Source organism: Streptomyces sp. NPDC022910, from assembly GCF_055561075.1.
Map to the genome: position 1 here is coordinate 83908 of NZ_JBVHHL010000028.1, position 21463 is coordinate 105370.

General features: G+C 70.5%; 19 protein-coding genes and 2 pseudogenes. 8 read left to right on the top strand and 13 right to left on the bottom strand.

Features of this window, described 5'->3' with window-relative positions:
- Positions 1-286: 286 nt before the first annotated feature.
- Positions 287-1255 (bottom strand): alpha/beta hydrolase, encoded by a 969-nt coding sequence (locus ACZ3TS_RS25250; protein ID WP_467621825.1) that lies wholly within the window; start codon positions 1253-1255, stop codon positions 287-289.
- Positions 1256-1441: 186 nt separating this feature from the next.
- On the opposite strand from ACZ3TS_RS25250, the gene ACZ3TS_RS25255 reads away from it, so the two are divergent.
- The gene (locus ACZ3TS_RS25255) at positions 1442-1900 is read left to right on the top strand and encodes a MarR family winged helix-turn-helix transcriptional regulator (protein ID WP_467621828.1); all 459 of its coding nucleotides are present in this window, start codon (positions 1442-1444) and stop codon (positions 1898-1900) included.
- A gap of 48 nt (positions 1901-1948) precedes the next feature.
- Positions 1949-2968 carry an LLM class flavin-dependent oxidoreductase gene (locus ACZ3TS_RS25260; protein WP_467621830.1) on the top strand — a complete coding sequence of 340 codons (1020 nt, stop codon included), beginning with the start codon at positions 1949-1951 and terminating at the stop codon, positions 2966-2968.
- 36 nt (positions 2969-3004) lie between these two features.
- Here ACZ3TS_RS25260 and ACZ3TS_RS25265 read toward each other — a convergent pair whose 3' ends face one another.
- From ACZ3TS_RS25265 to ACZ3TS_RS25295, 7 genes are all read right to left on the bottom strand, one after another.
- Positions 3005-3478: a nuclear transport factor 2 family protein gene (locus ACZ3TS_RS25265; RefSeq protein ID WP_467621833.1), complete on the bottom strand. Its 474-nt coding sequence runs from the start codon at positions 3476-3478 to the stop codon at positions 3005-3007.
- A 177-nt stretch (positions 3479-3655) separates the two neighbouring features.
- Positions 3656-5155 (bottom strand): metallophosphoesterase family protein, encoded by a 1500-nt coding sequence (locus tag ACZ3TS_RS25270; RefSeq protein WP_467621836.1) that lies wholly within the window; start codon positions 5153-5155, stop codon positions 3656-3658.
- A gap of 192 nt (positions 5156-5347) precedes the next feature.
- On the bottom strand, positions 5348-6292 hold the full coding sequence (locus ACZ3TS_RS25275) for a lysophospholipid acyltransferase family protein (protein WP_467621839.1): 945 nt from the start codon (positions 6290-6292) through the stop codon (positions 5348-5350).
- A 44-nt stretch (positions 6293-6336) separates the two neighbouring features.
- On the bottom strand, positions 6337-7107 hold the full coding sequence (locus ACZ3TS_RS25280) for a GNAT family N-acetyltransferase (protein WP_467621842.1): 771 nt from the start codon (positions 7105-7107) through the stop codon (positions 6337-6339).
- A gap of 274 nt (positions 7108-7381) precedes the next feature.
- Positions 7382-8131: a succinate dehydrogenase/fumarate reductase iron-sulfur subunit gene (locus ACZ3TS_RS25285; protein ID WP_467621845.1), complete on the bottom strand. Its 750-nt coding sequence runs from the start codon at positions 8129-8131 to the stop codon at positions 7382-7384.
- A complete protein-coding gene (locus ACZ3TS_RS25290) occupies positions 8128-10086 on the bottom strand; it encodes a fumarate reductase/succinate dehydrogenase flavoprotein subunit (protein WP_467621848.1) in 1959 nt (652 codons plus the stop codon). The genes ACZ3TS_RS25285 and ACZ3TS_RS25290 overlap by 4 nt, the downstream gene beginning before the upstream one ends.
- A 1-nt stretch (position 10087) precedes the next feature.
- On the bottom strand, positions 10088-10759 hold the full coding sequence (locus tag ACZ3TS_RS25295) for a succinate dehydrogenase (protein WP_467621896.1): 672 nt from the start codon (positions 10757-10759) through the stop codon (positions 10088-10090).
- Between the two features lie 119 nt (positions 10760-10878).
- Between ACZ3TS_RS25295 and ACZ3TS_RS25300 the strand changes: the two genes are divergently transcribed.
- Positions 10879-11763 carry a LysR family transcriptional regulator gene (locus tag ACZ3TS_RS25300; RefSeq protein WP_467621851.1) on the top strand — a complete coding sequence of 295 codons (885 nt, stop codon included), beginning with the start codon at positions 10879-10881 and terminating at the stop codon, positions 11761-11763.
- Between the two features lie 537 nt (positions 11764-12300).
- On the opposite strand, the gene ACZ3TS_RS25305 is transcribed toward ACZ3TS_RS25300, so the two are convergent.
- The 3 genes from ACZ3TS_RS25305 to ACZ3TS_RS25315 all read right to left on the bottom strand — a co-directional run bounded on the left by ACZ3TS_RS25305 (position 12301) and on the right by ACZ3TS_RS25315 (position 16532).
- A complete protein-coding gene (locus ACZ3TS_RS25305; protein ID WP_467621854.1) occupies positions 12301-14448 on the bottom strand; it encodes a putative bifunctional diguanylate cyclase/phosphodiesterase in 2148 nt (715 codons plus the stop codon).
- Positions 14445-15257, bottom strand: coding sequence for an SAM-dependent methyltransferase (locus ACZ3TS_RS25310; protein WP_467621857.1), 813 nt, complete (start codon positions 15255-15257; stop codon positions 14445-14447). Before ACZ3TS_RS25310 ends, ACZ3TS_RS25305 begins: the two co-directional genes overlap by 4 nt.
- A 318-nt stretch (positions 15258-15575) precedes the next feature.
- Complete coding sequence (locus ACZ3TS_RS25315) at positions 15576-16532, bottom strand: SCO0930 family lipoprotein (protein WP_467621860.1); 957 nt, start codon at positions 16530-16532, stop codon at positions 15576-15578.
- Between the two features lie 730 nt (positions 16533-17262).
- On the opposite strand from ACZ3TS_RS25315, the gene ACZ3TS_RS25320 reads away from it, so the two are divergent.
- The 3 genes from ACZ3TS_RS25320 to ACZ3TS_RS25330 all read left to right on the top strand — a co-directional run bounded on the left by ACZ3TS_RS25320 (position 17263) and on the right by ACZ3TS_RS25330 (position 19265).
- Complete coding sequence (locus ACZ3TS_RS25320) at positions 17263-17391, top strand: hypothetical protein (protein WP_467621863.1); 129 nt, start codon at positions 17263-17265, stop codon at positions 17389-17391.
- 15 nt (positions 17392-17406) lie between these two features.
- Positions 17407-18171: a bestrophin-like domain gene (locus tag ACZ3TS_RS25325; RefSeq protein WP_467621866.1), complete on the top strand. Its 765-nt coding sequence runs from the start codon at positions 17407-17409 to the stop codon at positions 18169-18171.
- A gap of 323 nt (positions 18172-18494) precedes the next feature.
- A complete protein-coding gene (locus ACZ3TS_RS25330) occupies positions 18495-19265 on the top strand; it encodes a hypothetical protein (protein WP_467621869.1) in 771 nt (256 codons plus the stop codon).
- A gap of 89 nt (positions 19266-19354) precedes the next feature.
- On the opposite strand, the gene ACZ3TS_RS25335 is transcribed toward ACZ3TS_RS25330, so the two are convergent.
- Positions 19355-19654, bottom strand: a complete 300-nt coding sequence (locus tag ACZ3TS_RS25335) for a hypothetical protein (protein WP_467621872.1) — start codon at positions 19652-19654, stop codon at positions 19355-19357.
- A gap of 335 nt (positions 19655-19989) precedes the next feature.
- Between ACZ3TS_RS25335 and ACZ3TS_RS25340 the strand changes: the two genes are divergently transcribed.
- The gene (locus tag ACZ3TS_RS25340) at positions 19990-20649 is read left to right on the top strand and encodes a class F sortase (RefSeq protein ID WP_467621874.1); all 660 of its coding nucleotides are present in this window, start codon (positions 19990-19992) and stop codon (positions 20647-20649) included.
- Positions 20650-20738: 89 nt separating this feature from the next.
- On the opposite strand, the pseudogene ACZ3TS_RS25345 reads toward ACZ3TS_RS25340, so the two are convergent.
- A pseudogene (locus ACZ3TS_RS25345) lies at positions 20739-20909 on the bottom strand (polysaccharide deacetylase family protein); the annotation flags it as partial.
- Positions 20910-21075: 166 nt separating this feature from the next.
- On the opposite strand from ACZ3TS_RS25345, the pseudogene ACZ3TS_RS25350 reads away from it, so the two are divergent.
- Positions 21076-21378 (top strand): annotated as a pseudogene (locus tag ACZ3TS_RS25350) (universal stress protein); the annotation flags it as partial.
- Between the last annotated feature and the right edge of the window lie 85 nt (positions 21379-21463).

The window sequence follows — 21463 nt, forward strand, 5'->3', positions numbered from 1 at the left end:
GCTCTCGTCCTCCGCATACCGCTTCGACTCCGGCAGGCTGTGGAAACGCACCCATACGTTGCAGTACGGACCACGGAGCATATGCCCGACCGGATCGCAGTCGGGCCAACGCTGCTGCCATTGCCCCGTCAGCGTTGCCTTGCAGCTTTCAGACACCTGCAGCACTCGTCCTCTCGTATGGCCGGCTCTTGGCTGATCATGGCCTCCAGCCATGCGTGAATGACCCCTTCAAGGAGAACCTCGCCGTGGGCCCAGGCCGGCCGGGGCCCACGGCGGGCGACGACGGTCAGGCCGTGCCGAGCGCCGTGCGCAGGGTGTCCACCGCCTGGCTGATGGCGGCCCCGGCCGCATACGTCTCGCGCAGGGCATTGAGCATCACGAAGTCATGGATGATGCCCTGGTAGCGGACGGCGGTGACCGGGACACCGGCCTCGCGCAGCTTGTTGGCGTAGGCCTCGCCCTCGTCGCGCAGGACGTCCGCCTCGCCGGTGATCACGAGGGCCGGGGGCAGGCCGCGCAGTTGCTCGGTGGTGGCGCGCAGCGGGGACGCGGTGATCTCGGCGCGCTCCCTCTCGTCGGTCGTGTACTGGTCCCAGAACCACTGCATGGCGTCGCGGCGCAGGAAGTAGCCCTCGGCGAACTGGTGGTAGGAGCCGGTGTCGAAGGAGGCGTCGGTGACCGGGTAGAAGAGGACCTGCTGCACCAGCGGGACGTCGCCGCGCTCCTTGGCCATCAGGGTCAGGGCGGCGGTCATGTTGCCGCCGACGGAATCGCCGGCCACCGCGATGCGGGTCGGGTCCAGGTAGTGGTCGGCGCCGTCGGTCACGATCCAGCGGGCGACGGCGTAGTTCTGTTCAATGGCGACGGGGTAGCGGGCCTCGGGCGAGAGGTCGTACTCGGGGAAGACGACCGCAGCGCCGGTACCCACGGCGAGTTCACGGACGAGGCGGTCGTGGGTGTGGGCGTTGCCGAAGACCCAGCCGGCGCCGTGGATGTAGACGACAACGGGCAGGACGCCCTCGGCTCCTGCCGGACGGACGATGCGGGCCCGGACCTCGCCGGTGGGACCTCCCGGCACGGTGATCCACTCCTCGTCCACGGCGGGCTTCTCGATCTCGCCGGACTGCACCTCGTCGACGGTCTTGCGACCTTCCGCCGGGCCGAGGTCGAAGAGATAGGGCGGGTTGGCGGTGGCCTCGGCGAAGGCCTGGGCGGCGGGCTCGAGGACGGGGCGGGAACCGGTGGTGTCGGTCATGGCGATCTCCTTGGATCCGGTGCCGCGGGCAGGCTCCACCGGGGTTTTCCCGGGGGCGGCGGCACACCAGAGAGAGTAGCGCTCGATTGAGTCGTGCACAACTAATTAGCCCTCGATAGAATAGGAAGAGACGCAAAAGCTAGGCTGGAGATCGCCATGCAAACCACAGGACCGAGGAGCGATGCCATGAGCGGACCGGCGGCCGAACCGGCCCAGGGGGGTTCCCTCCTGCTGGACGACCAGCTCTGCTTCGCCCTGTACGCGGCCTCCCGTGCGGTCACCGCCCGCTACCGGCCCCTGCTCGACGAACTCGGCCTCACCTATCCCCAGTACCTGGTGATGCTCGTGCTCTGGGAGCAGGACTCGATCTCCGTGCGCGACCTCGGCCAGGCCCTGCAGCTGGAATCCAGCACCCTCTCCCCGCTCCTCAAGCGCCTGGAGACGAACGGCCTCCTGCTCCGCGAGCGCCGCCCGGAGGACGAACGCTCCGTCGCCATCCGCCTCACCGACGCCGGAGCCCGGCTGCGGGATCAGGCGCGCACCGTTCCCCTCGCCATCGGCGACGCCATGGGACTGACTCCCGAGCAGGACGCCATGACCAAACAGCTCCTCCGTCTCCTCACCGCGAACGTCACCGACGGCTGAGGACGCGGGAGCCGGGAATCACACGTTCTTCCGGGCGTTGAAGTCGTTGTGAGCTCAGCGATCGCAGAAACCCGCTTCTCCGTACTGGACCGCTCGCGCACCCGCGAGGGCCATGAGGGGACCCAGGCCCTCCGGGACACCGTGCGGCTGGCCCAGGAGGTCGAAGGGCTCGGCTACCACCGGTTCTGGGTCTCCGAGCACCACGGCGTACCCGGTGTCGCCGGCTCCGCACCCACGGTGCTGGCCGCGGCCGTCGCGGCGGCGACCCGGACCATACGCGTGGGGACGGGCGGTGTGATGCTGCCCAATCACCAACCCCTCGTCGTGGCCGAGCAGTTCGGCGTGCTGGAGGCGCTCTTCCCGGGGCGGATCGACATGGGTCTCGGTCGTTCCGTCGGCTTCACCGACGGGGTGCGCCGGGCACTCGGCCGGGACAAGGACGACGCCGACGACTTCGCCGGCCAGCTGGCCGAGCTGCTGGCGTGGTTCCGCGGCACCTCTCCCACCGGCGCCCACGCGCGCCCTGCGGAGGGCCTGTCCGTGCCGCCCTTCGTGCTGGCCATGGGCGAGGGCGCCGCGATCGCCGCCCGCGCCGGGCTGCCCATGGTCATCGGAGACCTGCGGAACCGGGAGAAGATGCTGCGCGGGATCGAGCGCTACCGGGAGATGTTCCGGCCCTCCGCGTGGGCGAGAGAGCCGTACGTCGTCGTCTCCGGCACCGTCGCGGTCGCCGACACCCCGCGGGACGCAGGCCGCATCCTGCTCTCCGAAGCCTGGTCGATGGCGTACGCGCGCTCCCATGGCACCTTCCCGCCCCTGCCGACCGCCGAGCATGTGGAGTCCCTGCAGATGAGCGCCAAGGAGCGCGGTTACTACGAGGCCGGGCTCGTCGGTCACATCGCCGGAACCGAGGAGCAGGTCGCCCACGAGTTGGAGAGCCTGCTCAAGGAGACAGGGGCGCAGGAGGTGCTCGTCACGACCAGTACGTACGACCGTACGGCGCTCGTGGACTCGTACCGGCGACTGGCTCGGGTGGCCGGACTGGGCGACTGGGCAACGAGTTCCTGAGCGGACACCGGGCGGCGGCAGCCGGTCGACGGGCGGTCACAGGCCCAGGTCGCTCAGGCCCGGATGATCGTCGGGCCGGCGACCCAGCGGCCAGTGGTACAGACGCTCCGACTCCTTGATGGGGAGGTCGTTGATGCTCGCGTGACGCCGGCGCATCAGGCCGTTGGCGTCGAACTCCCAGTTCTCGTTGCCATAGGAGCGGAACCAGTTGCCCGAGTCGTCGTGGCACTCATACGCGAAGCGCACGGCGATGCGGTCACCGTCGAAGGCCCACAGTTCCTTGATGAGCCGGTATTCCAGCTCCCGCCGCCACTTGCGGGTGAGGAAGGCGACGATCTCGTCGCGGCCGTTGACGAACTCCGCGCGGTTTCGCCAGCGGGAGTCGACCGTGTACGCGAGTGCGACCTTTTCCGGGTCGCGGGTGTTCCAGCCGTCCTCCGCCAGCCGCACCTTTCCCTCGGCGGTCTCCCGGGTGAAAGGCGGGAACGGGGGGCGTGATGCGTCTGTCATGGCGTCTCCGTCAGATGGGGGCCGTCTGGAGAACGACCGTTCTCCGCGTGTTGCCACGGTATGAGAACAATGGTTCTCACGCAAGGGCGTGCGCGGCCGGCGGCCTGTCGTAGGGCGGGGTGGCGGGAGCGCACCGACAGGCCGAACCGGATCGGCCAGGGGAGCCGCAGGGACCTCTTACACCAGCGGGATGGTCACCTCGTCCTCGACGGGCGGGTCGAGTTCCTGGCGCAGATTGCCGGTCGCCGCGAAGCACCGCAGCCGGACCGCCTCCCCGGTGACGTCCAGGCGCAGGAAGCTCTTGAAGAACGGCGGGCTGTAGGTCGCCGAACCCGGAGAGAAGAGCCGCGTGTAGACCTTGCGTACGGGCAGGCGGAAACGCGAGGTCCGGTCGGGTCGGCCTCCCGCGCCCAGCAGACCGGCGACCAGCCGGGTGCGCAGGGTGACCCGGGCCGGGGTGCCCTGGGCGCGGGTCGTGGGGATGCCGAGGCGCTCGGCCACGACGGCGGTCGCCTGCGCCTCGGTCAGGGTGAAGAAGCGGCGCAGGCGCAGCCGGTGGCCGTAGAGCCTGCTGTAGAAGGCCAGGGAGTCGCCGCGCAACGGATAGCAGCGGAACTCCTTCTCGGTGACGTTCGCGATCGACACGCGCGGGATGGTGTGGGTGGCGTGCATGAACGCGCCGCCGCCGCCGGAGACGACGTACTGGATCGTGCGGCCGTCCACGTCCACCGGATAGCGCTGGTAGTTGTGGATGTCGCCGCCTATCGCCGCGACGTAGTGGTGGTCCGGGTCGCGGACGATGTCGTCGACGGTGCCGCCGCCCTCGATGGGACAGGGGTGGTGTTCACCGTCCACGTAAAGGGGGGAGCCGGTGACCAGGATCTTGGGGCGGGGTCCTCGGGAGACCTCCCGCAGCCAGCGGCCCTGCTCGGCGTCGACGGTGCCGAGCAGCCCGGTGTCGATTCCGATGATGCGGACACGTCCGGCGTCGATCGCCCAGTACGGGCCGGGCTGGACGGCCTGCTGGGCAGGAGCGGAACGCAACTTCCGTGCCTCGGTGAGCCCTTGCTCGTCGAATCTGCTCGGGTTGTGCCACAGCGAGGAGCGCAGTCGGGCTCGGGTCAGCGGCCGCGGTGCGGGGGCCGGGGCGAGCGGCGCGGCATCGCAGAAGACGCGCATGAACCCGTGAAGGTCCTCGTACCAGTCGTGGTTGCCGGGTATGGCGTAGATGGGCGCTTGATAGCCCTGGTAGGGGCGGAAGAACTTGGTGCCGTAGTCGGCGGTGGCCCCCACCGGGTAGATGACGTCGCTGGCTATCACCGCGAAATCCGTCTCCTGACTGATCTTCAGGAGGCCGGGCACCACAGCGTATTGGGAGTCGTCTCCCTCGCCCGTGTCACCGATGACCATGAACGAGAAGCGGTCCGCATCGCCCCGCCGGATCACCTTGTCGGTGGGCGCGCCTGCCGCCTCCTGCTGCTGCACCCAGCGGCTTCGGGTGCCGCCGGTGGGATCCCCGAACCAGGAGGCCAGCACGCCGTTGCGGGCCGCCCAGAGTGTCTTCGGGTTGAGCCAGGAGAGCTTTTCGACCTGGCGCGGCATCAATTCCCGGTAGTCGCCGCGTTCCCCGGCATCCCAGCCGGCGCCCTCGGCCGTATCGCGTGAAGATTCGGACACCGGTGAACCGTAGCAATGATCGGAAGAAGGGCAAGAGGAGCCTGCCGCTTCGGGCTTCGCGAACGTCGGTCGGGCCTCTCGCACGCCATCTGCTCTACGCGGCGGTGCCCGTCCGACGGCGGGAAGACCGCCTCCGGCCGCCGTCCGCGAGGGCGGCGGCCGGATCCACCGAACCGGCTCGTGGACGGTACGTCAGAGATGTCCGGGGTGCTCGCTCTCCGGCAGCTCCAGGGCCCGCTGGGCGGCCAGCGCCAGGGCCCGTCGGTCGGTCCCGGTGTCCGGCGCGAGCACCGGGGTGATCCGGACATCCGCGACGAGCGGGCGCGCCGACACGACCCGCCACACCGAGGTCAGCAGTGAGTCGCTGCCCACGAACGCGGGCGCGGTGCTGGCCGGGCCCCCGTCGAGCCGGTAGTGGAGACGGATCGGCTGGACGGGGACGCCCGCGTCCAGCGCCGCCTGGAAGGCGGCCCGCCGGAAGTGCCCCTGTGCCCGGCCGCACCATGTGCTTCCCTCGGGGAAGACCACGACGGCCGACCCGGCGCGCAGGCCGTCCGCGACGCGGGCGACCGTGTCGGGCAGCGCCCGCAGCCGGTCCCGGTCGATGAAGAGGGCACCGCTGCGTGCGGTCAGCGCGCCGGCCACCGGCCACTGCCGGATCTCGGTCTTGGCGAGCATCCGGCCGGGCCGGACGGCGGCGAGCAGGGGGACGTCCAGCCAGGAGATGTGGTTGGCGACCATGAGAAGACCGCCGTGCTGCGGAGCGGCGCCTGTGATCCGCACCCGAACGCCCGCGGCGCGCACGACCGTTCGGGACCAGGTCCTGATGATCCGCTCGCGCGGGGCGACGGAGAACCGGCGGATGACCGGGAGGAGCGCGATCCCGGCCAGGAGCAGGGTCAGAACGCTCGCCAGCCGCAGCACGGCGCGCGGTGCGGCGGCCGCCGACGCCGTGGCATCCACGCAGGACCGCGGCGAGCACGGTGCGCTCGGCAGCCAGGCGCTCGCCGGGGTGGCGGCCTCCGGCCCGGCGCCGACGCGCCGCGGTTCGGTCACCGGCGGGGCGGCGGGGAGCGCCGACACGGCCGCGCCCGGGCTCGCGAACACCGGTGTGCGGCGGCGCGGGCGCAGTGTCATACCGGGACGGGACACGTCCCTCACACCGATCCGGGACGCGTTCATCACGCCGGGACGAGCGAGAGGAAGTGCCGCAGATAGCGCGGATTGACCCGGCGCATCGACAGCAGGACGTACAGGTCGGCGACACCGAAGTCCGGGTCGTGCGCGGGCTCCCCGCAGACCCAGGCGCCCAGGCGCAGGTAGCCGCGCAGCAGCGGCGGCAGCTCCGTGTGCCCGGCCGGGGCCTGGGCGGCGGGGCGCCAGGGCAGCAGCGGTCGTACGCGGTACTCCTCGGGCGCCAGGTGCTTGGTCCGCACCCGCTCCCAGGTGCCCGTCGCGAGCGCGCCACCGTCGGCGAGCGGCAGGGAGCAGCAGCCGGCCAGCCACTCGTGGCCGCCGTCGACCATATAGCGGGCTATCCCCGCCCAGATCAGCCCGATGACCGCGCCGTCGCGGTGGTCGGGGTGCACGCAGGAGCGGCCGACCTCGACGAGCCCGGAGCGGATCCCGGCGAGCGGACCGAGGTCGAACTCGCTCTCCGAGTACAGTCGCCCGGCGATCGCGGCGCGCTCGGGAGGGAGCAGCCGGTAGGTGCCCACGACCTGGTCGGTCACCGTGTCGCGGACGAGCAGGTGGTCGCAGTACGTGTCGAAGGCGTCGATGTCGAGCCCTGGCTGCGGGGTGGACAGGAGGGCGCCCATCTCCCCGGCGAAGACATCGTGGCGCAGCCGCTGCGCCGCCCGGACGTCGGCCTCGTCACGAGCGAGGGTGACGGTGTAGCGGGGCGGTGCCACGGGCGGTGGGGGGCTGGCGAGGGCGGAAACGCCGGTCATGGCTCTCTCCTGGTCACGGGCCGGTTCGGCGGTGCGTCGGCAGACCGTGTCGGTGCGGTCTGCGCGCTCCTGTTCTCCCGATGCCGGTTGGCGTACGAGTGACCGCTGCCAGGAGACGGGATGTGGGAATGTTGAATGCCAGGGGTGACGTCGCCGCGGGCCGCTGGCGGGACCGGGTTTGAGCACCACTCCCGGTCCCGCCCGTCCGCACCCTGCCGGCGAACGGCGTGCGGCCGGCGCCGCCCCGTCCAAGCGGCGCCGGCCCTCCTTTGTGCTAGCGGCGGCCCGTCTTGCGGGTCGCGCGCAGCCACTCCTTGTTCATGTTCGTGATGGAGACGAGCGGGATGCCCTTCGGGCACGCCGTGGCGCACTCACCGGTGAGCGTGCAGCCGCCGAAGCCCTCCTCGTCCATCTGCGCCACCATGTCCAGCACGCGGGTCTCGCGCTCGGGCGCGCCCTGCGGCAGGACGTTGAGGTGGTTGATCTTCGCGGAGGTGAACAGCATCGCCGCGCCGTTCGGGCAGGCCGCCACGCAGGCACCGCAGCCGATGCACTCGGCGTGCTCGAACGCGAAGTCCGCGTCCGCCTTCGGCACGGGCGTGGCATGGGCCTCGGGCGCCGCGCCGGTCGGGGCCGTGATGTAGCCGCCGGCCTGGATGATCCGGTCGAAGGCCGAGCGGTCCACGACCAGGTCCTTGATCACCGGGAAGGCCGAGGCCCGCCAGGGCTCGATGTCGATCGTGTCGCCGTCCTTGAAGGACCTCATGTGCAGCTGGCAGGTGGTGGTGCGCTCGGGCCCGTGCGCGTCCCCGTTGATGACCAGCGAGCACGCGCCGCAGATGCCCTCGCGGCAGTCGTGGTCGAAGGCGACGGGGTCCTCGCCCTTGAGGATGAGCTCCTCGTTGAGGGTGTCCAACATCTCCAGGAAGGACATGTCGGACGAGATTCCGTCCACCTCGTACGTGGACATGGCGCCTTCGGTGTCGGCGTTCTTCTGCCGCCAGACGCGCAGGGTGAGCTTCATGCGTAGCTCCGCTGAGTGGGGTGGACGTACTCGAAGACCAGGTCTTCCTTGTGCAGGGTGGGCGCCTCGCCGGTGCCCGTGAACTCCCAGGCGGCCGCGTAGGAGAACTCGTCGTCCTTGCGGGCGGCCTCACCGTCGGCGGTCTGGGACTCCTCGCGGAAGTGACCGCCGCAGGACTCGCTGCGGTGCAGCGCGTCGAGGCACATCAGCTCGGCGAGCTCCAGGTAGTCCACGACGCGGTTGGCCTTCTCCAGCGACTGGTTGAACTCCTCGCCGGTGCCCGGAACCTTGATGCGCCTCCAGAACTCCTCGCGGATCTGGGGGATGCGCTCCAGGGCCTTGCGCAGGCCCGCGTCCGTACGCGCCATACCGCAGAACTCCCACATGAGTTCGCCGACCTCGCGGTGGAAGGAGTCGGGGGTGCGGTCGCCGTCGACCGACAGCAGCAGGTTCAGCCGGTCCTCGGTTTCGGCCAGTACTTCCTGGACGGCGGGGTGTTGGAGCGTGACCTCGTCCTGGTGCGGGTTGCGGGCGAGGTAGTCGTTGATCGTCGACGGGAGGACGAAGTAGCCGTCGGCGAGGCCCTGCATCAGTGCGGAGGCGCCGAGGCGGTTCGCGCCGTGGTCGGAGAAGTTGGCCTCGCCGATCGCGAACAGGCCCGGGATGGTGGTCTGCAGGTCGTAGTCGACCCACAGGCCGCCCATCGTGTAGTGCACGGCGGGGTAGATCCGCATCGGCACCTCGTACGGGTTCTCCGCGGTGATCCGCTCGTACATGTCGAAGAGGTTGCCGTACTTCTCCTCGACCTTCTTGCGGCCCATGCGCTTGATCGCGTCGGCGAAGTCGAGGTAGACGCCCTGGCCGCCGGGGCCGACGCCGCGACCCTCGTCGCAGACGTTCTTGGCGGCGCGGGAGGCGATGTCGCGGGGCACGAGGTTGCCGAAGGACGGGTAGATGCGCTCCAGGTAGTAGTCGCGCTCGTCCTCGGGGATCTGGTTCGGCGGCCGGTCGTCGCCCTTGGCCTTCGGCACCCAGATCCGGCCGTCGTTGCGCAGCGACTCGCTCATCAGGGTCAGCTTGGACTGGTGGTCGCCGGTGCGCGGGATGCAGGTGGGGTGGATCTGCGTGAAGCAGGGGTTGGCGAAGTACGCGCCGCGCCGGTGCGCCCGCCAGATCGCGGTGGCGTTGGAGTTCATGGCGTTCGTCGACAGGTAGAAGACGTTGCCGTAACCGCCGCTGGCGAGTACGACGGCGTCCGCGAAGTACGTGTCGATCTTGCCGGTGATCAGGTCCCGGGCCACGATGCCGCGCGCCCGCCCGTCGACGACGACCAGGTCGAGCATCTCGGTGCGCGGGTGCATCTCCACATTGCCCGCCGCGATCTGCCGCGACAGCGCCTGGTAGGCGCCGAGGAGCAGCTGCTGGCCCGTCTGGCCGCGGGCGTAGAAGGTGCGGGAGACCTGGACGCCGCCGAAGGAGCGGGTGTCGAGCAGACCGCCGTACTCGCGCGCGAAGGGCACGCCCTGCGCCACGCACTGGTCGATGATCTCGACGGAGATCTGGGCAAGGCGGTGGACGTTGGACTCGCGCGCCCGGAAGTCGCCGCCCTTGACGGTGTCGTAGAAGAGGCGGTGGATGGAGTCGCCGTCGTTGCGGTAGTTCTTCGCGGCGTTGATGCCGCCCTGCGCGGCGATCGAGTGGGCACGGCGCGGGGAGTCCTGGTAGCAGAACTGGACGACGTGGTAGCCCTGTTCGGCGAGGGTGGCGCCCGCGGCGCCGCCCGCGAGGCCGGTGCCGACGACGATGATCGTGTGCTTGCGTCGGTTGGCGGGGTTGACCAGCTTGGCCTCGAAGCGGCGCTTGTCCCAGCGCTCGTTGATCGGGCCGGACGGGGCCTTGGTGTCGAGGACCGGCTCGCCGGTCGGGTAGTACGTGTATTCGGCGGAAGCAGTCATGTCAGCTCACCACTCCGGTCATGACGCCCACGGGCAGGGTGATGAACCCCGCCGTGAGCAGCAGCGCAAGGGCATTGGCGGTGGTCTTCAGGGCGCGGTCGCGGGTGCGGCTGCCGGCGCCCAGGGTCTGGGCGGCGCTCCAGAAGCCGTGCCGGATGTGCAGGCCGAGGGCGAGCATCGCGACGATGTAGATGACGTTTCCGTACCAGGTGGAGAAGGTGTCCACGACGTTCTGGTACGGGTGGCCCTCCTGGAAGCCGCCCGAGTGCACGGTGCCGGTGGTCAGGTCGAGGATGTGCCAGACGATGAACAGGCCGAGGATGATGCCGCCCCACCGCATGGTGCGGGTGGCGTAATTCGCCTGCGGCTTCTTGTGTACGTACTTGCTGGGGCGCGCCTTGATGTCGCGGCGGCTGAGCTGGTACGCGGAGACGGCGTGGGCGACGACGGCGACGACGAGCACGATCCGGATGAGCCAGAGCGTCCACTCATAATGCATGAACGGTTCGCCGACGGTGCGCAGCCAGTGCGCGTAGTGGTTGAACTCACCTGCCCCGAAGAAGATCTTCAGGTTTCCGATCAGGTGGGCAATCAGATACAGCAGCATGATCAGGCCGCTGACCGCCATCACTGTCTTCTTGCCGACGGTCGAGTCCCACACGGTGCGTGCCATGGACGGCCGTCGGTCCGTCCGCGTTGCCAGAGCCATGTTCAGGAACCTAGGGCCGAAGGCCCCCATCGGTCCAAGACATGGTTCGGCTCGTTTCGATAGCCAGGCCCTATGCTGAGTGCGTGCAGTTCCAGCAGCTCCAGTACTTCGTGGCGGTCGCCGAGACCCGGCACTTCACCCGGGCCGCCGATCTGGTCCATGTCGCCCAGCCGTCGCTGTCGCAGCAGATCAAGGCGCTGGAGCGGGAGCTGGGCGCGGACCTGTTCCTGCGGGCGCGTGGCAACATCACGCTCACGGACGCGGGCGAGGCGCTGCTGCCGCTGGCCCGCCGCATCCTCGCCGACGCGGACACGGCCCGGCACGAGGTGCAGGAACTGGTGCAGCTGCGCCGCGGGCGGGTGCGCCTCGGCGCGACGCCCAGCGTGTGCACGGGCCTGTTGCCGGACGTGCTGCGCGTCTTCCACGACCGCTATCCCGGCATCCAGCTGCTGATCGAAGAAGGCGGCTCCCACGATCTCGTCCGGGAACTGGCGCGCGGCGCCCTCGACCTCGCCCTGATCGTGCTCCCGTTGCCCGCTCCCGCCCCGGCGCTGACCACGGTGGAGGTGCTGCGCGAGGACCTGGTGGTGGTGTCCTCCCCCGACGCCCCGAGGCCCGGCGGCGGCCGCCGCACGGTCCGCGTCGCGGACCTGGAGGGTGAGCGCCTGGTCATGTTCCGCCACGGCTACGACCTGCGGGAACTGACTGTGGCGGCATGCCGCTCCGAGGGTTTCGAGCCCGACTTCGCGGTCGAGGGCGGCGAGATGGACGCCGTGCTGGGCTTCGTACGGGCGGGGCTGGGCGTCGCCGTCGTCCCCCGCATGGTCGCCGCCCGCTCCGGACGCGGCCTGCGGGTGACCCCTCTGGCCCGGCCCGGCCTCCACCGCACGATCGCTCTGGCCCACCGAAGCGATGTGGCACCGCCGCGGGCCGCCAGGGAGCTTCAGCGGATGTTGCTGGAGCGGTGAGCGGCCGTCTCCCACTTGCTCTCCGGTGCGGTCATGGCCTGGCAGCGCACCACGGTCGAAGTGAGATGGCGCCCCCCGGCGGCGGACTACGGGGCGTGCCTCCTCGGAACGCTGCCGGACGGGTCACCACGTGGGATGAGACCGCCGTCGATGACCAGGCCGCTGCCGGTGAAGTTGCGTCAGCCGTCACCGGCCAGGAAGGGACGAGATCCGCGACCTCGTCCGAGCGGGAGAAGCGGCCGATGAACAGTGGCACCCGCCGCCTGGGACACCACATCGTCGGGAGTGATACAGGCGGCGGTCCGAACGGTCTCGGCCACGCCGCCACCACAGGGCCACAGCTCCGCCTCGACGGGGCCTGGGCCGACCGTGTCGACCCGGGTTGCCGAAGCCCTGGGCGGAATTCGCGGCGCGCGGCCGTGGGGAGACGGCGCGCCGCCGGTTGACCGGTTTGCCGTGTACGGGGAAGCCGGCCCGCGGGCGGGCCGGCGGGCCGTTTGTCCGCCGTGCGGCCCGTCCCCGTGCAGGGCGGCCGGATCAGCCGGTCGCGTCCATCAGCGCCAGTTCGTGCAGCCGCTCCGGTGGGCCCGGGCGCGCGTAGTACCAGCCCTGGGCCGTGTCGCAGCCCAGTATCCGCAGCTGTTCGGCCTGGGCACCGGTTTCCACGCCCTCGACCGTGACGGCGAGGTCCAGGCTGTGAGCCAGGGAGACGATCCCTTCGACGATCTTGAGGTCGACGGGGTCAGCCGGGTACTGCTGCATGCCCTGGGTGAAGGAACGGTCCAGCTTCAGGATCCGCACCGGCAGGCGGCGCAGATTGGCCAGGTTCGAGTAGCCCGTGCCGAAGTCGTCGAGGGCGATGTCCACCCCCATCTCGGCCAGTCGCCGCAGGGGTTTGAGCAGTCCGTCGTCCGCGCCGATGAGCGCCGACTCCGTGACCTCCAGGCAGAGCGCGTCCGGCTCGAGGCCCGCCTGCTCCAGGATGTCCACGGTGTCCGAGACCAGCCCCGGATGGGTGAGCTGGCACGGTGACAGGTTGACGTTGATGCGCAGCGGCCCCGTCCGGTCGTGCCTCTCCTGCCACACACGGGCCTGCCGTACCGCCTCCTGAAGGACCCAGCGGCCCAGCGGCACGATCAGGCCGGTGCGCTCGGCGAGCGGGATGAAGCGGTCCGGGCCGATCACACCGTGCTGCGGATGCAGCCAGCGCACCAGTGCCTCGGCGCCGTGCACGGTGCCGTCGCCCAGGCGCACCAAAGGCTGGTACTCGATGAAGAACTCGCCCCTGTCCAGGGCCGTCGGCAGCGCCGTGGTCAGCCCGTGCCGGGTGATGGTGCGGGCGTCGGCCTCGGGGTCGGCGAGCTCGAAACGGTTGCCGCCCGCCGACTTGGCGCGGTACATGGTGATGTCGGCGCTGCGCAGCACCTCCGCCGGGCCGCGCTCCCCCACCGGTCCCTCGACGATGCCGATGCTGCCGCGCACGGTCAGCTCGCGCCCGTCGACGCTGATCGGGGTGACCAGCGCGTTCATGATGCGCCCGGCGAGCTCGTCGACCCCGCGCTCGGTGTCGGGTCCGGTGGTCAGCGCCACGAACTCGTCGCCGCCCAGGCGCGCCACCATCTCGCCGGGCGCGGTCGTGCAGGACTGCAGCCGGTCCGCGACCTCGACGAGCAGCCGGTCGCCGGCTGCGTGCCCGAGGCTGTCGTTGACGGTCTTGAAGCCGTCGAGGTCGAGGTAGCACAGGCCGAAACGCTGACCCTCGCCCGCCGCGAGGGCCTTCTCCAGGCGTTCGAAGAACAGAGTGCGGTTCGGCAGCCCGGTGAGGGCGTCGTGCGTGGCCTCGTAGCGCAGCCGGAGGTTGAGCAGGCGTCGCTCGGTGGTGTCCTCCATGAGCGCGAGCTGGTACTGAGGGCGCCCGTCCGCGTCGCGCAGCAGCGACACCGTGAGGTTGGTCCACAGGACCGTTCCGTCTGGGCGGTAGAAGGCCTTTTCGACGTGGTAGTGATCGCGCTCGCCGCAGACGAGTTCGTCGTACAGCCGCCAGACCTGGGGTGCGTCGTCGGGGTGGGTCCACTCGGCGACGTTGCGACCGCGCACCAGGTTCTCGCAACCGCCGAACATGCGCAGCAGCGCGCCGTTGACCTGGAGGACGTTGCCGTCGAGATCCGCGATGCTGATTCCTATCGCCGCGCCCTCGAAGACCGCACGGAAGCGGGCCTCGGTGGCGTGCAACGCCTGCGCCACCGCGCCCTGAGCGGTGAGGGCTGCCTGCGAGATGGCCTCCTGCTCGGCCAGCGTGCGGGCTCTGAGGGCCTCGGCGAACCCGGCGGCCATCGCGTGCTGCAGCCGCGAGGAACGGGTCCGCAGCGCCTCCTGTGCCTCCGCGGAGGCGTCGGGGTCGCCGCAGTAGAGCACCAGGTAGGCGTCGACGCAGTCGAGCGTGCGGCTGAGCGCCTCCGGGTCGGTGCAGTGCACCTCGATGAGCGCGGCGCCGATCCCCTTGGCCTCGAACGCGTCGAACGCCCTGGCGCGCAGCGCCTCGCTCAGCCGCCGGGCCAGTGGCAGCAGCCGGTCCTCGAACTCCGGACGGGTCAGCGACGTCGAGGTCACCGGGAAGACCGCCCGGCTCCAGATCGTCGCGAACCTGCGCAGTCTGTCCTCCGGTCCACCCGGCTCCGCGGTCACGCCGAGCGCCCCACGCCGGCAAATCCCGCGAAGGAATACGGATCCTCGTCCTCGGGTGCCGTGTCGGGCCGCCACTTCGGCATCGGCACCAGCCCGGGTTCCACCATGTCGTACCCCTCGAAGAACCGCGCGATCTCGTCGCGCGAGCGCATGATCAGCGGATTGCGTATGTTCTGGTACACATCGACCGCACCCTCGGCCCGCGCCTGCGGGAGCGGGATTCCCTCGTACGAGGCGTGCGTGACGACGAGCAGGCTGCCCGGCGCGAGGGCGTCGCGCAGCTCGGCCACCGCACTGTACGGGTCGTCCGTGTCCTCCACGAAGTGCAGTATGGCAACCAGAAGGAGTGCGACTGGCCGGTTCAGGTCGATCAGTTGCTCCACCTGAGGGCTCGACAGGATCTCCTGGGGCTTGCGGAGATCGGCCGCGACGACGTCCGCGTCGCCGTTCCCCTGGAGGACGGCCTGGCTGTGCGCGACCGCCACAGGGTCGTGGTCCACGTACACCACATGCGCGCCGGGCTGCGCCTGCTGCGCCACTTCGTGGACGTTTCCGAAGGTCGGGATGCCGGAACCGATGTCGAGGAACTGGGTGATGCCCTCCTCGACGGCGAAGCGGACCGCGCGGCGCATGAACGACCGGTTCGCCTGCATGATCTTGGGGAGCCCCGGCATGAACTCCATCGCCTGCCGCGCCGCCTCCCGGTCGACCTCGAAGTTGTGCGAGCCGCCCAGGTAGAAGTCGTACATGCGGGACACACTCGGCACAGAGATGTCGATGCTCCGCGGGGCCCAGGCGGGGCGCTCCATGCAGCTCTCCAAGGCGTAGGTGACGATGCGGCCGATCCGGTGTTCGAGCTGAGGCTACTGATCGTCCGCCAACGGAGCGAGTAAAAACGGGAATTGACCATCCGTTCCCGGTCACCGCGCATTGTCGCCGACGGTACGGGGTCGCCTGGCCCCCGCCCACGCCGAAGCGGCCCACCCCCTCCGTGCGGCGCAGAGGGGGTGGACCTGGTCGTGCACGCCTGTCCCGTTCGTCCGGCACTCTTGCTTCGGTTGTCCACTCCCTTCCGCGTTCCGTGGCTGACTCGGTGAGGCGATCGATCGACCCTGGGGAGGTGATCTCTACTTCTTCGGCGCGCCGACCGGCTTTCCGTCGGGCGCGACGGCGTACCAAAGGCCGCCCACGCCCTGTCCGTTGGTGTCTCCGGGTGCCTTGTCACCGGAGAAGGTGTAGATCGGCCAGCAGTTGACGGTCATCTGCTCGGCGCCGTCCGGGCGGGTGAAGCCCATGAGGCCCTTCTTCTGGACGCCCTTGGTGTCGTTCGCCGAGACCGGCGCGACGACAGGCCACTTCTCCAGGCAGGCGCCGGTGCAGGCCGACTTCGACACGGGCCAGGCCTGGTCCTTCATGAAGCGGTAGACCGTCATGCCGTTCTTGTCGACGACGATCTGGCCGAGCTTGGGGTCGTTGCGGACCGACAGGCCGGGCAGATTCTCGGCGGAGGCCTTCTTGCCGGTGGGCGCGGTGGCGAACCAGGTGCCCTTGACACCCTCCCCGTTGGTGTCACCGGCCTTGGTGTCCTTGGCGTAGCGGTACATCGGCCAGCCGGCGACGGTCAGCTGCTTGGTGCCGTCGGAGCGGGTGACCTCGCCGAGCAGGGACGTGTCGATGCCGGAGGCGACCGAGGCGCCGTCGGCGGGTACCGGCGGCCACGTCTTCGCGCAGTCGCCGTCGCAGGAGGACTTCGGCGGTTCGGCCGTGTCCTGGTCGAAGCGGTAGAGGGTGAAGCCGGCGCTGTCCGTGACGATCTTGCCGAGCTTGGCGTTCTCGGCGACCGCGAGCTGTCCCGCGGATTGTCCGCCCGCGGAGGCCGGGGCGCTCGGAGCGGTGGTGGAGTCGGCGCCGTAGCCGTTTCCGGGGTCCGTCGCACTGGAACCGAAACCGCCTGCGGCAGCGGTGGCCCCCACGTTCTGGCTACCCGCCGACTGGGGGCCGCTCTCCTGACCGCACGCCGTCGTGAGCGCCAGCACGGCCGCAGCTGTCGCCACGAGGGAGGCGCTCCGCCAGGATGTCTTCATTCTGAACTCCTGCTGTCCGCTTGGGTGTTGCAGCGTCCTCTGAGCGCCGCGTGTGGCCCTGGGTACGCACGGGAGCGCCCCAAGTGTTCAATCGGGCCGCAATTTTCTTTCCGGTACCTGTGACGGATTCTCGGCCACTGGTCCAGCCGCATCCCTCGCACATATGCACCCAACCGGTGGCGACAACGGGCATGGTTGACCAAACCGTCCGAAGACGGATCTCCCCTCTTCGGGGCAATTCCCCGGGGTCCGGGCGTAGGCGGGCACGCACGCGCCGATGATCTCGGTCGTGCATCGACCCGAACGGAACCGATCCACCCTCGTCACGAGGGCGTTGGCGCTGGTGACGCTGGTGTGGATCCTCGTGAGCGCGCCCGCCGGAGCGGCGTCGGCCGACGCGTGCGCGTACGCCTCGACGGGCCCGGACGGTACGGAGGCGGTGGCGGTCGCGGGCGGCGACCACTGGACCACTCCCCCGTGCCCTTCACCGAGTCCGAGTCGCACCCCGACGCCAAGCCCGACACCGAGCCCGCCCCCGAGTCCGACGCCCACCCCCAAGCCCACGCCGCCCCCCAAGCCGCGGCCCACGCCGAGACCCGTGCCGCCGCCTCCTCCACCGCACACGGTGACACCGCCTCCCCGGCCGGCACCGGCACCGGCGTCCCTGCCCACCCCCACCCCGACCCGGACGCCCTCGCAACGGCCGAGTCCGCGCCCGACGACCACGCCGGTGCGCTATCCGGCGTACCACGCGGTGTCCCGTCCGCAGCCGCCGCACGACGGCCCCTCACCGCTCATGTTCACCCTGCTGATCGCCGCGCCCGCGGTGTTCGCCGTCGCCGCGCTGCGCCCGCGCTGATCCTGGAGGCACTTCTTGTCGGAATGGCTTGTTCTCGCCCTCGCGATGGCGGCCGCCTGTGCCGTCGTGATCCTGGTGACCTTCGTGCGGCACCGCACGGCCACCGAGGACGACGATCCGTCCGAGACCCCGGACGTGATCGAGTACATGACGATGTGGATCGGCGTGGTGTACGCCATCGTGCTGGGCCTGGCCATCGCCGGTGTCTGGGAGGCCCGTAACGCCGCCCAGGACCACGTCCAGGCCGAAGCGCAGGCACTCCACGAGATCTCGGAGCGGGTCCGCGTCTATCCGGCCGATGTCCGCGATCGTATCCGCGCGGACGTCAACACGTATGTCGGCCACGTGGTGACCACAGAATGGAAGGCCATGTCAGATCACGGCAAGGTGACCGCCCTCGGCGGGGAACTCCTCCAGCGGATCCGTCAGGACGTCACCGACTACGAACCGAAGACCGACTTCCAGGCGCAGTCGTACCAGCCGCTCCTCGACCAGGTGGCCGCCGCCGACACGGCGCGGGCCGCCCGGGCCGACTCTACGGACTCGACCATGCCGCCGGTGGTGTGGTTCGGACTGATCGCCGGCGCGGTGGTCACCATCGGGATGGTGTTCGCACTGCAGATCCGGCGTACGGCGCGCGAGCTCGTCCTCGCCGGACTGTTCTCCGCGCTCATCGCCTTCCTGCTCTTCCTGATCTGGGACTTCGACGCCCCCTACAGCCGGGGCATCGCGGCCTCCGCGGAGCCGTTCCTGGCGCTGTTCCCGTACCTGCACACGTGAGAGGGCCACGGCGCCGCTCGGTCGGGCCGGGCGGCAGGGGCGGACGCCGTGCGCGGCCGCCCCTGCCGCCTTCTGACGCGTCTCCCGCCACCGTCTCCTGACGCGCCGTCGGCTGACCACACGGGGTACCTTCCCCGGTCACCGCACGGGGCAGGACCCCTTGCCACTCCCCACCCCCCTGTGCGGCGCAAGCGCATGCCCCATTCGCCCGGCTGAGATCGCGCACTCGCATCGACTTTTTTAGCGTTTCGATCATCGAGGTGCATTTCCGGCGCAGGCGGAATAGGTCCGCAGCAAGGCTCCTCGGGGACCTGGAGGCTTCCATGCGCGCGATACGCGCACTTTCGGCCGCATTGCTGGGCGTCAGCGCCCTGGCCCTCACTGCATGTACGTCGGCCGTGGCCAGTGGCGACGACGCCAACTCGGGCTTCGCCTACAACCTGGAGCCGGAGACGATCTCCCCCGGCGGCCGGCTCTCCCTGCCCGTTCAGGGCTGCAACGACAACGCCACGGTCTACTCCGGTGTCTTCGACACAGTCACCATTCCCAGAGGTCAGACCACGGCCACGGCCACGGTCGACCGGGCCGCAAGACCCGGCATCACCTACGACGTGACATTCCGGTGCGGCCACGAGTACGGCCACAAGAAGCTCGCCATCGCGGCCGCGGCGGTCGATCGCAACGAGAACGGGGAGGCCCGCGGCAACGGCGCCGCGGGCTACGCGAACGCGGGGAACCGCGAGAGCGGAGGAGGAGGTTACGCGAACGCGGGGAGCCGCGAGAGCGGGGGCGGAGGCGGAGGCGGAGGCTATGCGAACGCCGGGAGCCGCGAGAGCGGGGGCGGAGGCGGAGGCTACGAGAACGGGGGCGGGGGCGGAGGCGGAGGCGGTTACGGGAACGCGGGGAACCGCGAGAACGGAGGAGGGGGTGGGGGCGGAGGCGGAGGCTACGAGAGTCACGGCGTACATGCCGGCATCGGCGGCAGCGTCGGCGGCTTCGACCCGAAGGCGATCGCTCTCGGAACGGCGCTCATCGCGGGCTCGGTCGGCACGGCCTGGCACATGACGCGTCGGCGCTCCACCACCGGATCCTGACGCGTACCGCACGCCCTTCACCCCGGAACTCCTCGGGTTCCGGGGTGCGGGTTGCGGAGGGCGCGGCTCGAAGCCGTGCCTCGCCGCTGTCAGCTGTCGTCGTCCGACCGGCTGCGCCACCAGAGCACTGCGCTGCCGATGACGGAGGCCGCGACGAGCCCGCCGCCGATCGCCATGTCGGTGGGCGTGGCACGCGGGGAGCTGCCGCCGCCTGCACGAAGACGGACGTCGTCGATGACGGCGACGGCGGCGGGCCACATGAGAGGGGCGTCGGCACCGGGCACGGCGACGACGGTGCCCGGTTCGTTCCGGGCCGTCGCCGAGGACGCGGCGAACCCGACGGCCGCAGCCGCAACGGTGCAGGCCGCCAGAGCACGGATGGTACGCATGAGAACCTCCGCGGGAAGCGCCCCGGGAACCGTCCCCGGTCGATGGGCGAGAAGACGCCTCCCGGACGAACCCTTGAACGCCGGGCGCGGGACCGCATGTCGAGCGTGGTCCGACCCGGTGAGGGAATGACCGCACAGATGCCGGGCAGGAGCACGTCGCCGCAGGTCACGATCCGTCAGAAGTTTTCCGTCCGGGGCAACTCGGACGGCGCACTGCGGCTCTGCCCGCCGCCACCCGTTCGCCCGCTCCCCGTCGCTCACGGATGCCGTTGCGCCTAGCGTTCTGCTTGTACGTGACGGACGCGGTGACGGCCGCGTCGAGAGGGGAATGGCGAATGTCTGCGTCCGAGCCGGCCGAAAAGGAGCAACGGCCGACGAAGCATGCCCCGTGGGGCATGATGGCCCTTGTTCTGCTGACGGGTGTCGCTCTCGTTCGCAATGGTTCCGGAGAGGTCGACACGGGCCCGCCGCAGCCCGCCTCCGTGGCGGCCCCGGGCACCAGCAGCACCCTGGGCCCCGCCCGGGCTCCCGACGCCCTCCCGTACTCCGTGGTCAGCCGCATCCGGATCCCTGCGATCCAGGTCGACGCCCCCGTCGTACCGGTCGGCCTGGACAGGTCGGGCTGGGTGAGTGCTCCGCCGCCCGAGGATCCGAACCTGGCGGGCTGGTTCACGGGCGGGGTCTCACCCGGTGAGAAGGGCACGGCCGTGATCGTGGGCCACGTCGACAACCAGGTGGGGCCCGCCGTCTTCTACGGGCTCGGCGCTCTGAGGCAGGGAAACCGCGTCGAGGTCCGGCGTCAGGACGGAAAGACCGCCGTATTCGAGATCTACGGCAACGAGGTCTTCGACAAGACGAACTTCCCCGGAGACCGTGTCTATGGGAGCAAGGGGACCCCGGAACTGCGCGTCATCACCTGCGGAGGAGCTTTCTCCGAGGAGCACGGGTACAAGGGAAACGTGGTGGTGTTCGCCCGCCTGGCCGACGTGAGCTGAGCGCGGGCGGGCCGAGGCCAGGCGACGGAAACGACGTGAGCTCCGGACACCGGGCCGCGGTACCACCGCCCCCGCGCGCGCACTCGGGTGAACTGCCGCCTGGGCAGGGTGAGGTGGTAGCCGGAGTCCAGCAGATACGGCAAACAGGCGTGGAGTGCCTCAACGGTGTGGGACCGGTCGCCGCCGACGTCGTGCGAGAGCACGATCGGGCCTGGAGCGGCTCGGCTCTCGACCCGCTCGACGATGGCGGGGGTGCCGGGGGCGAGCCGTCGTCGAAGGTCAGCACCATGCTCCTGCCACGTCCCGACACACGCGGGATCGGCTTGCGGCGGAGGAACCGCGGCCCGGGCCGGGGCCGCCGTCCCGTACGGATTCCCCGGTGCCCTCACGGGCCCCGGACCTGCGGCTTCCGATAGCCTCACTGCCGTGACGGAACACCACTCGCATCAGTTCGAGCGGGGCACCGACGGGCCCAAGGTCATCGTCGTCGGCGTGGACGGCTCCGACTCCTCACTGCGGGCGGCCGCCTACGCCGGTGGTCTCGCCAGGAGGCAGCGGGCGCTGCTCGCGGTCGTGTACGTGCGGCCGGTGATGGCGGCGGGGGCGGCGCTCGGGGTGCCGGTGGCCGAGACGACCGACGAGATCGCGGAGGGCCTGGTCAAGTACATCCGCGAGGCCACCGAGCGCGTGAAGGACATATTCGAGGTGCGCTGGGAGTTCTTGAGTTTCGCGGTTTTGGCGGGCCTGATGTGATCATGCTGCGTGGGTGAGTCCTGCTTGGGCCCAGGCTTGCTGGACGGTCCGGATTTCGGCG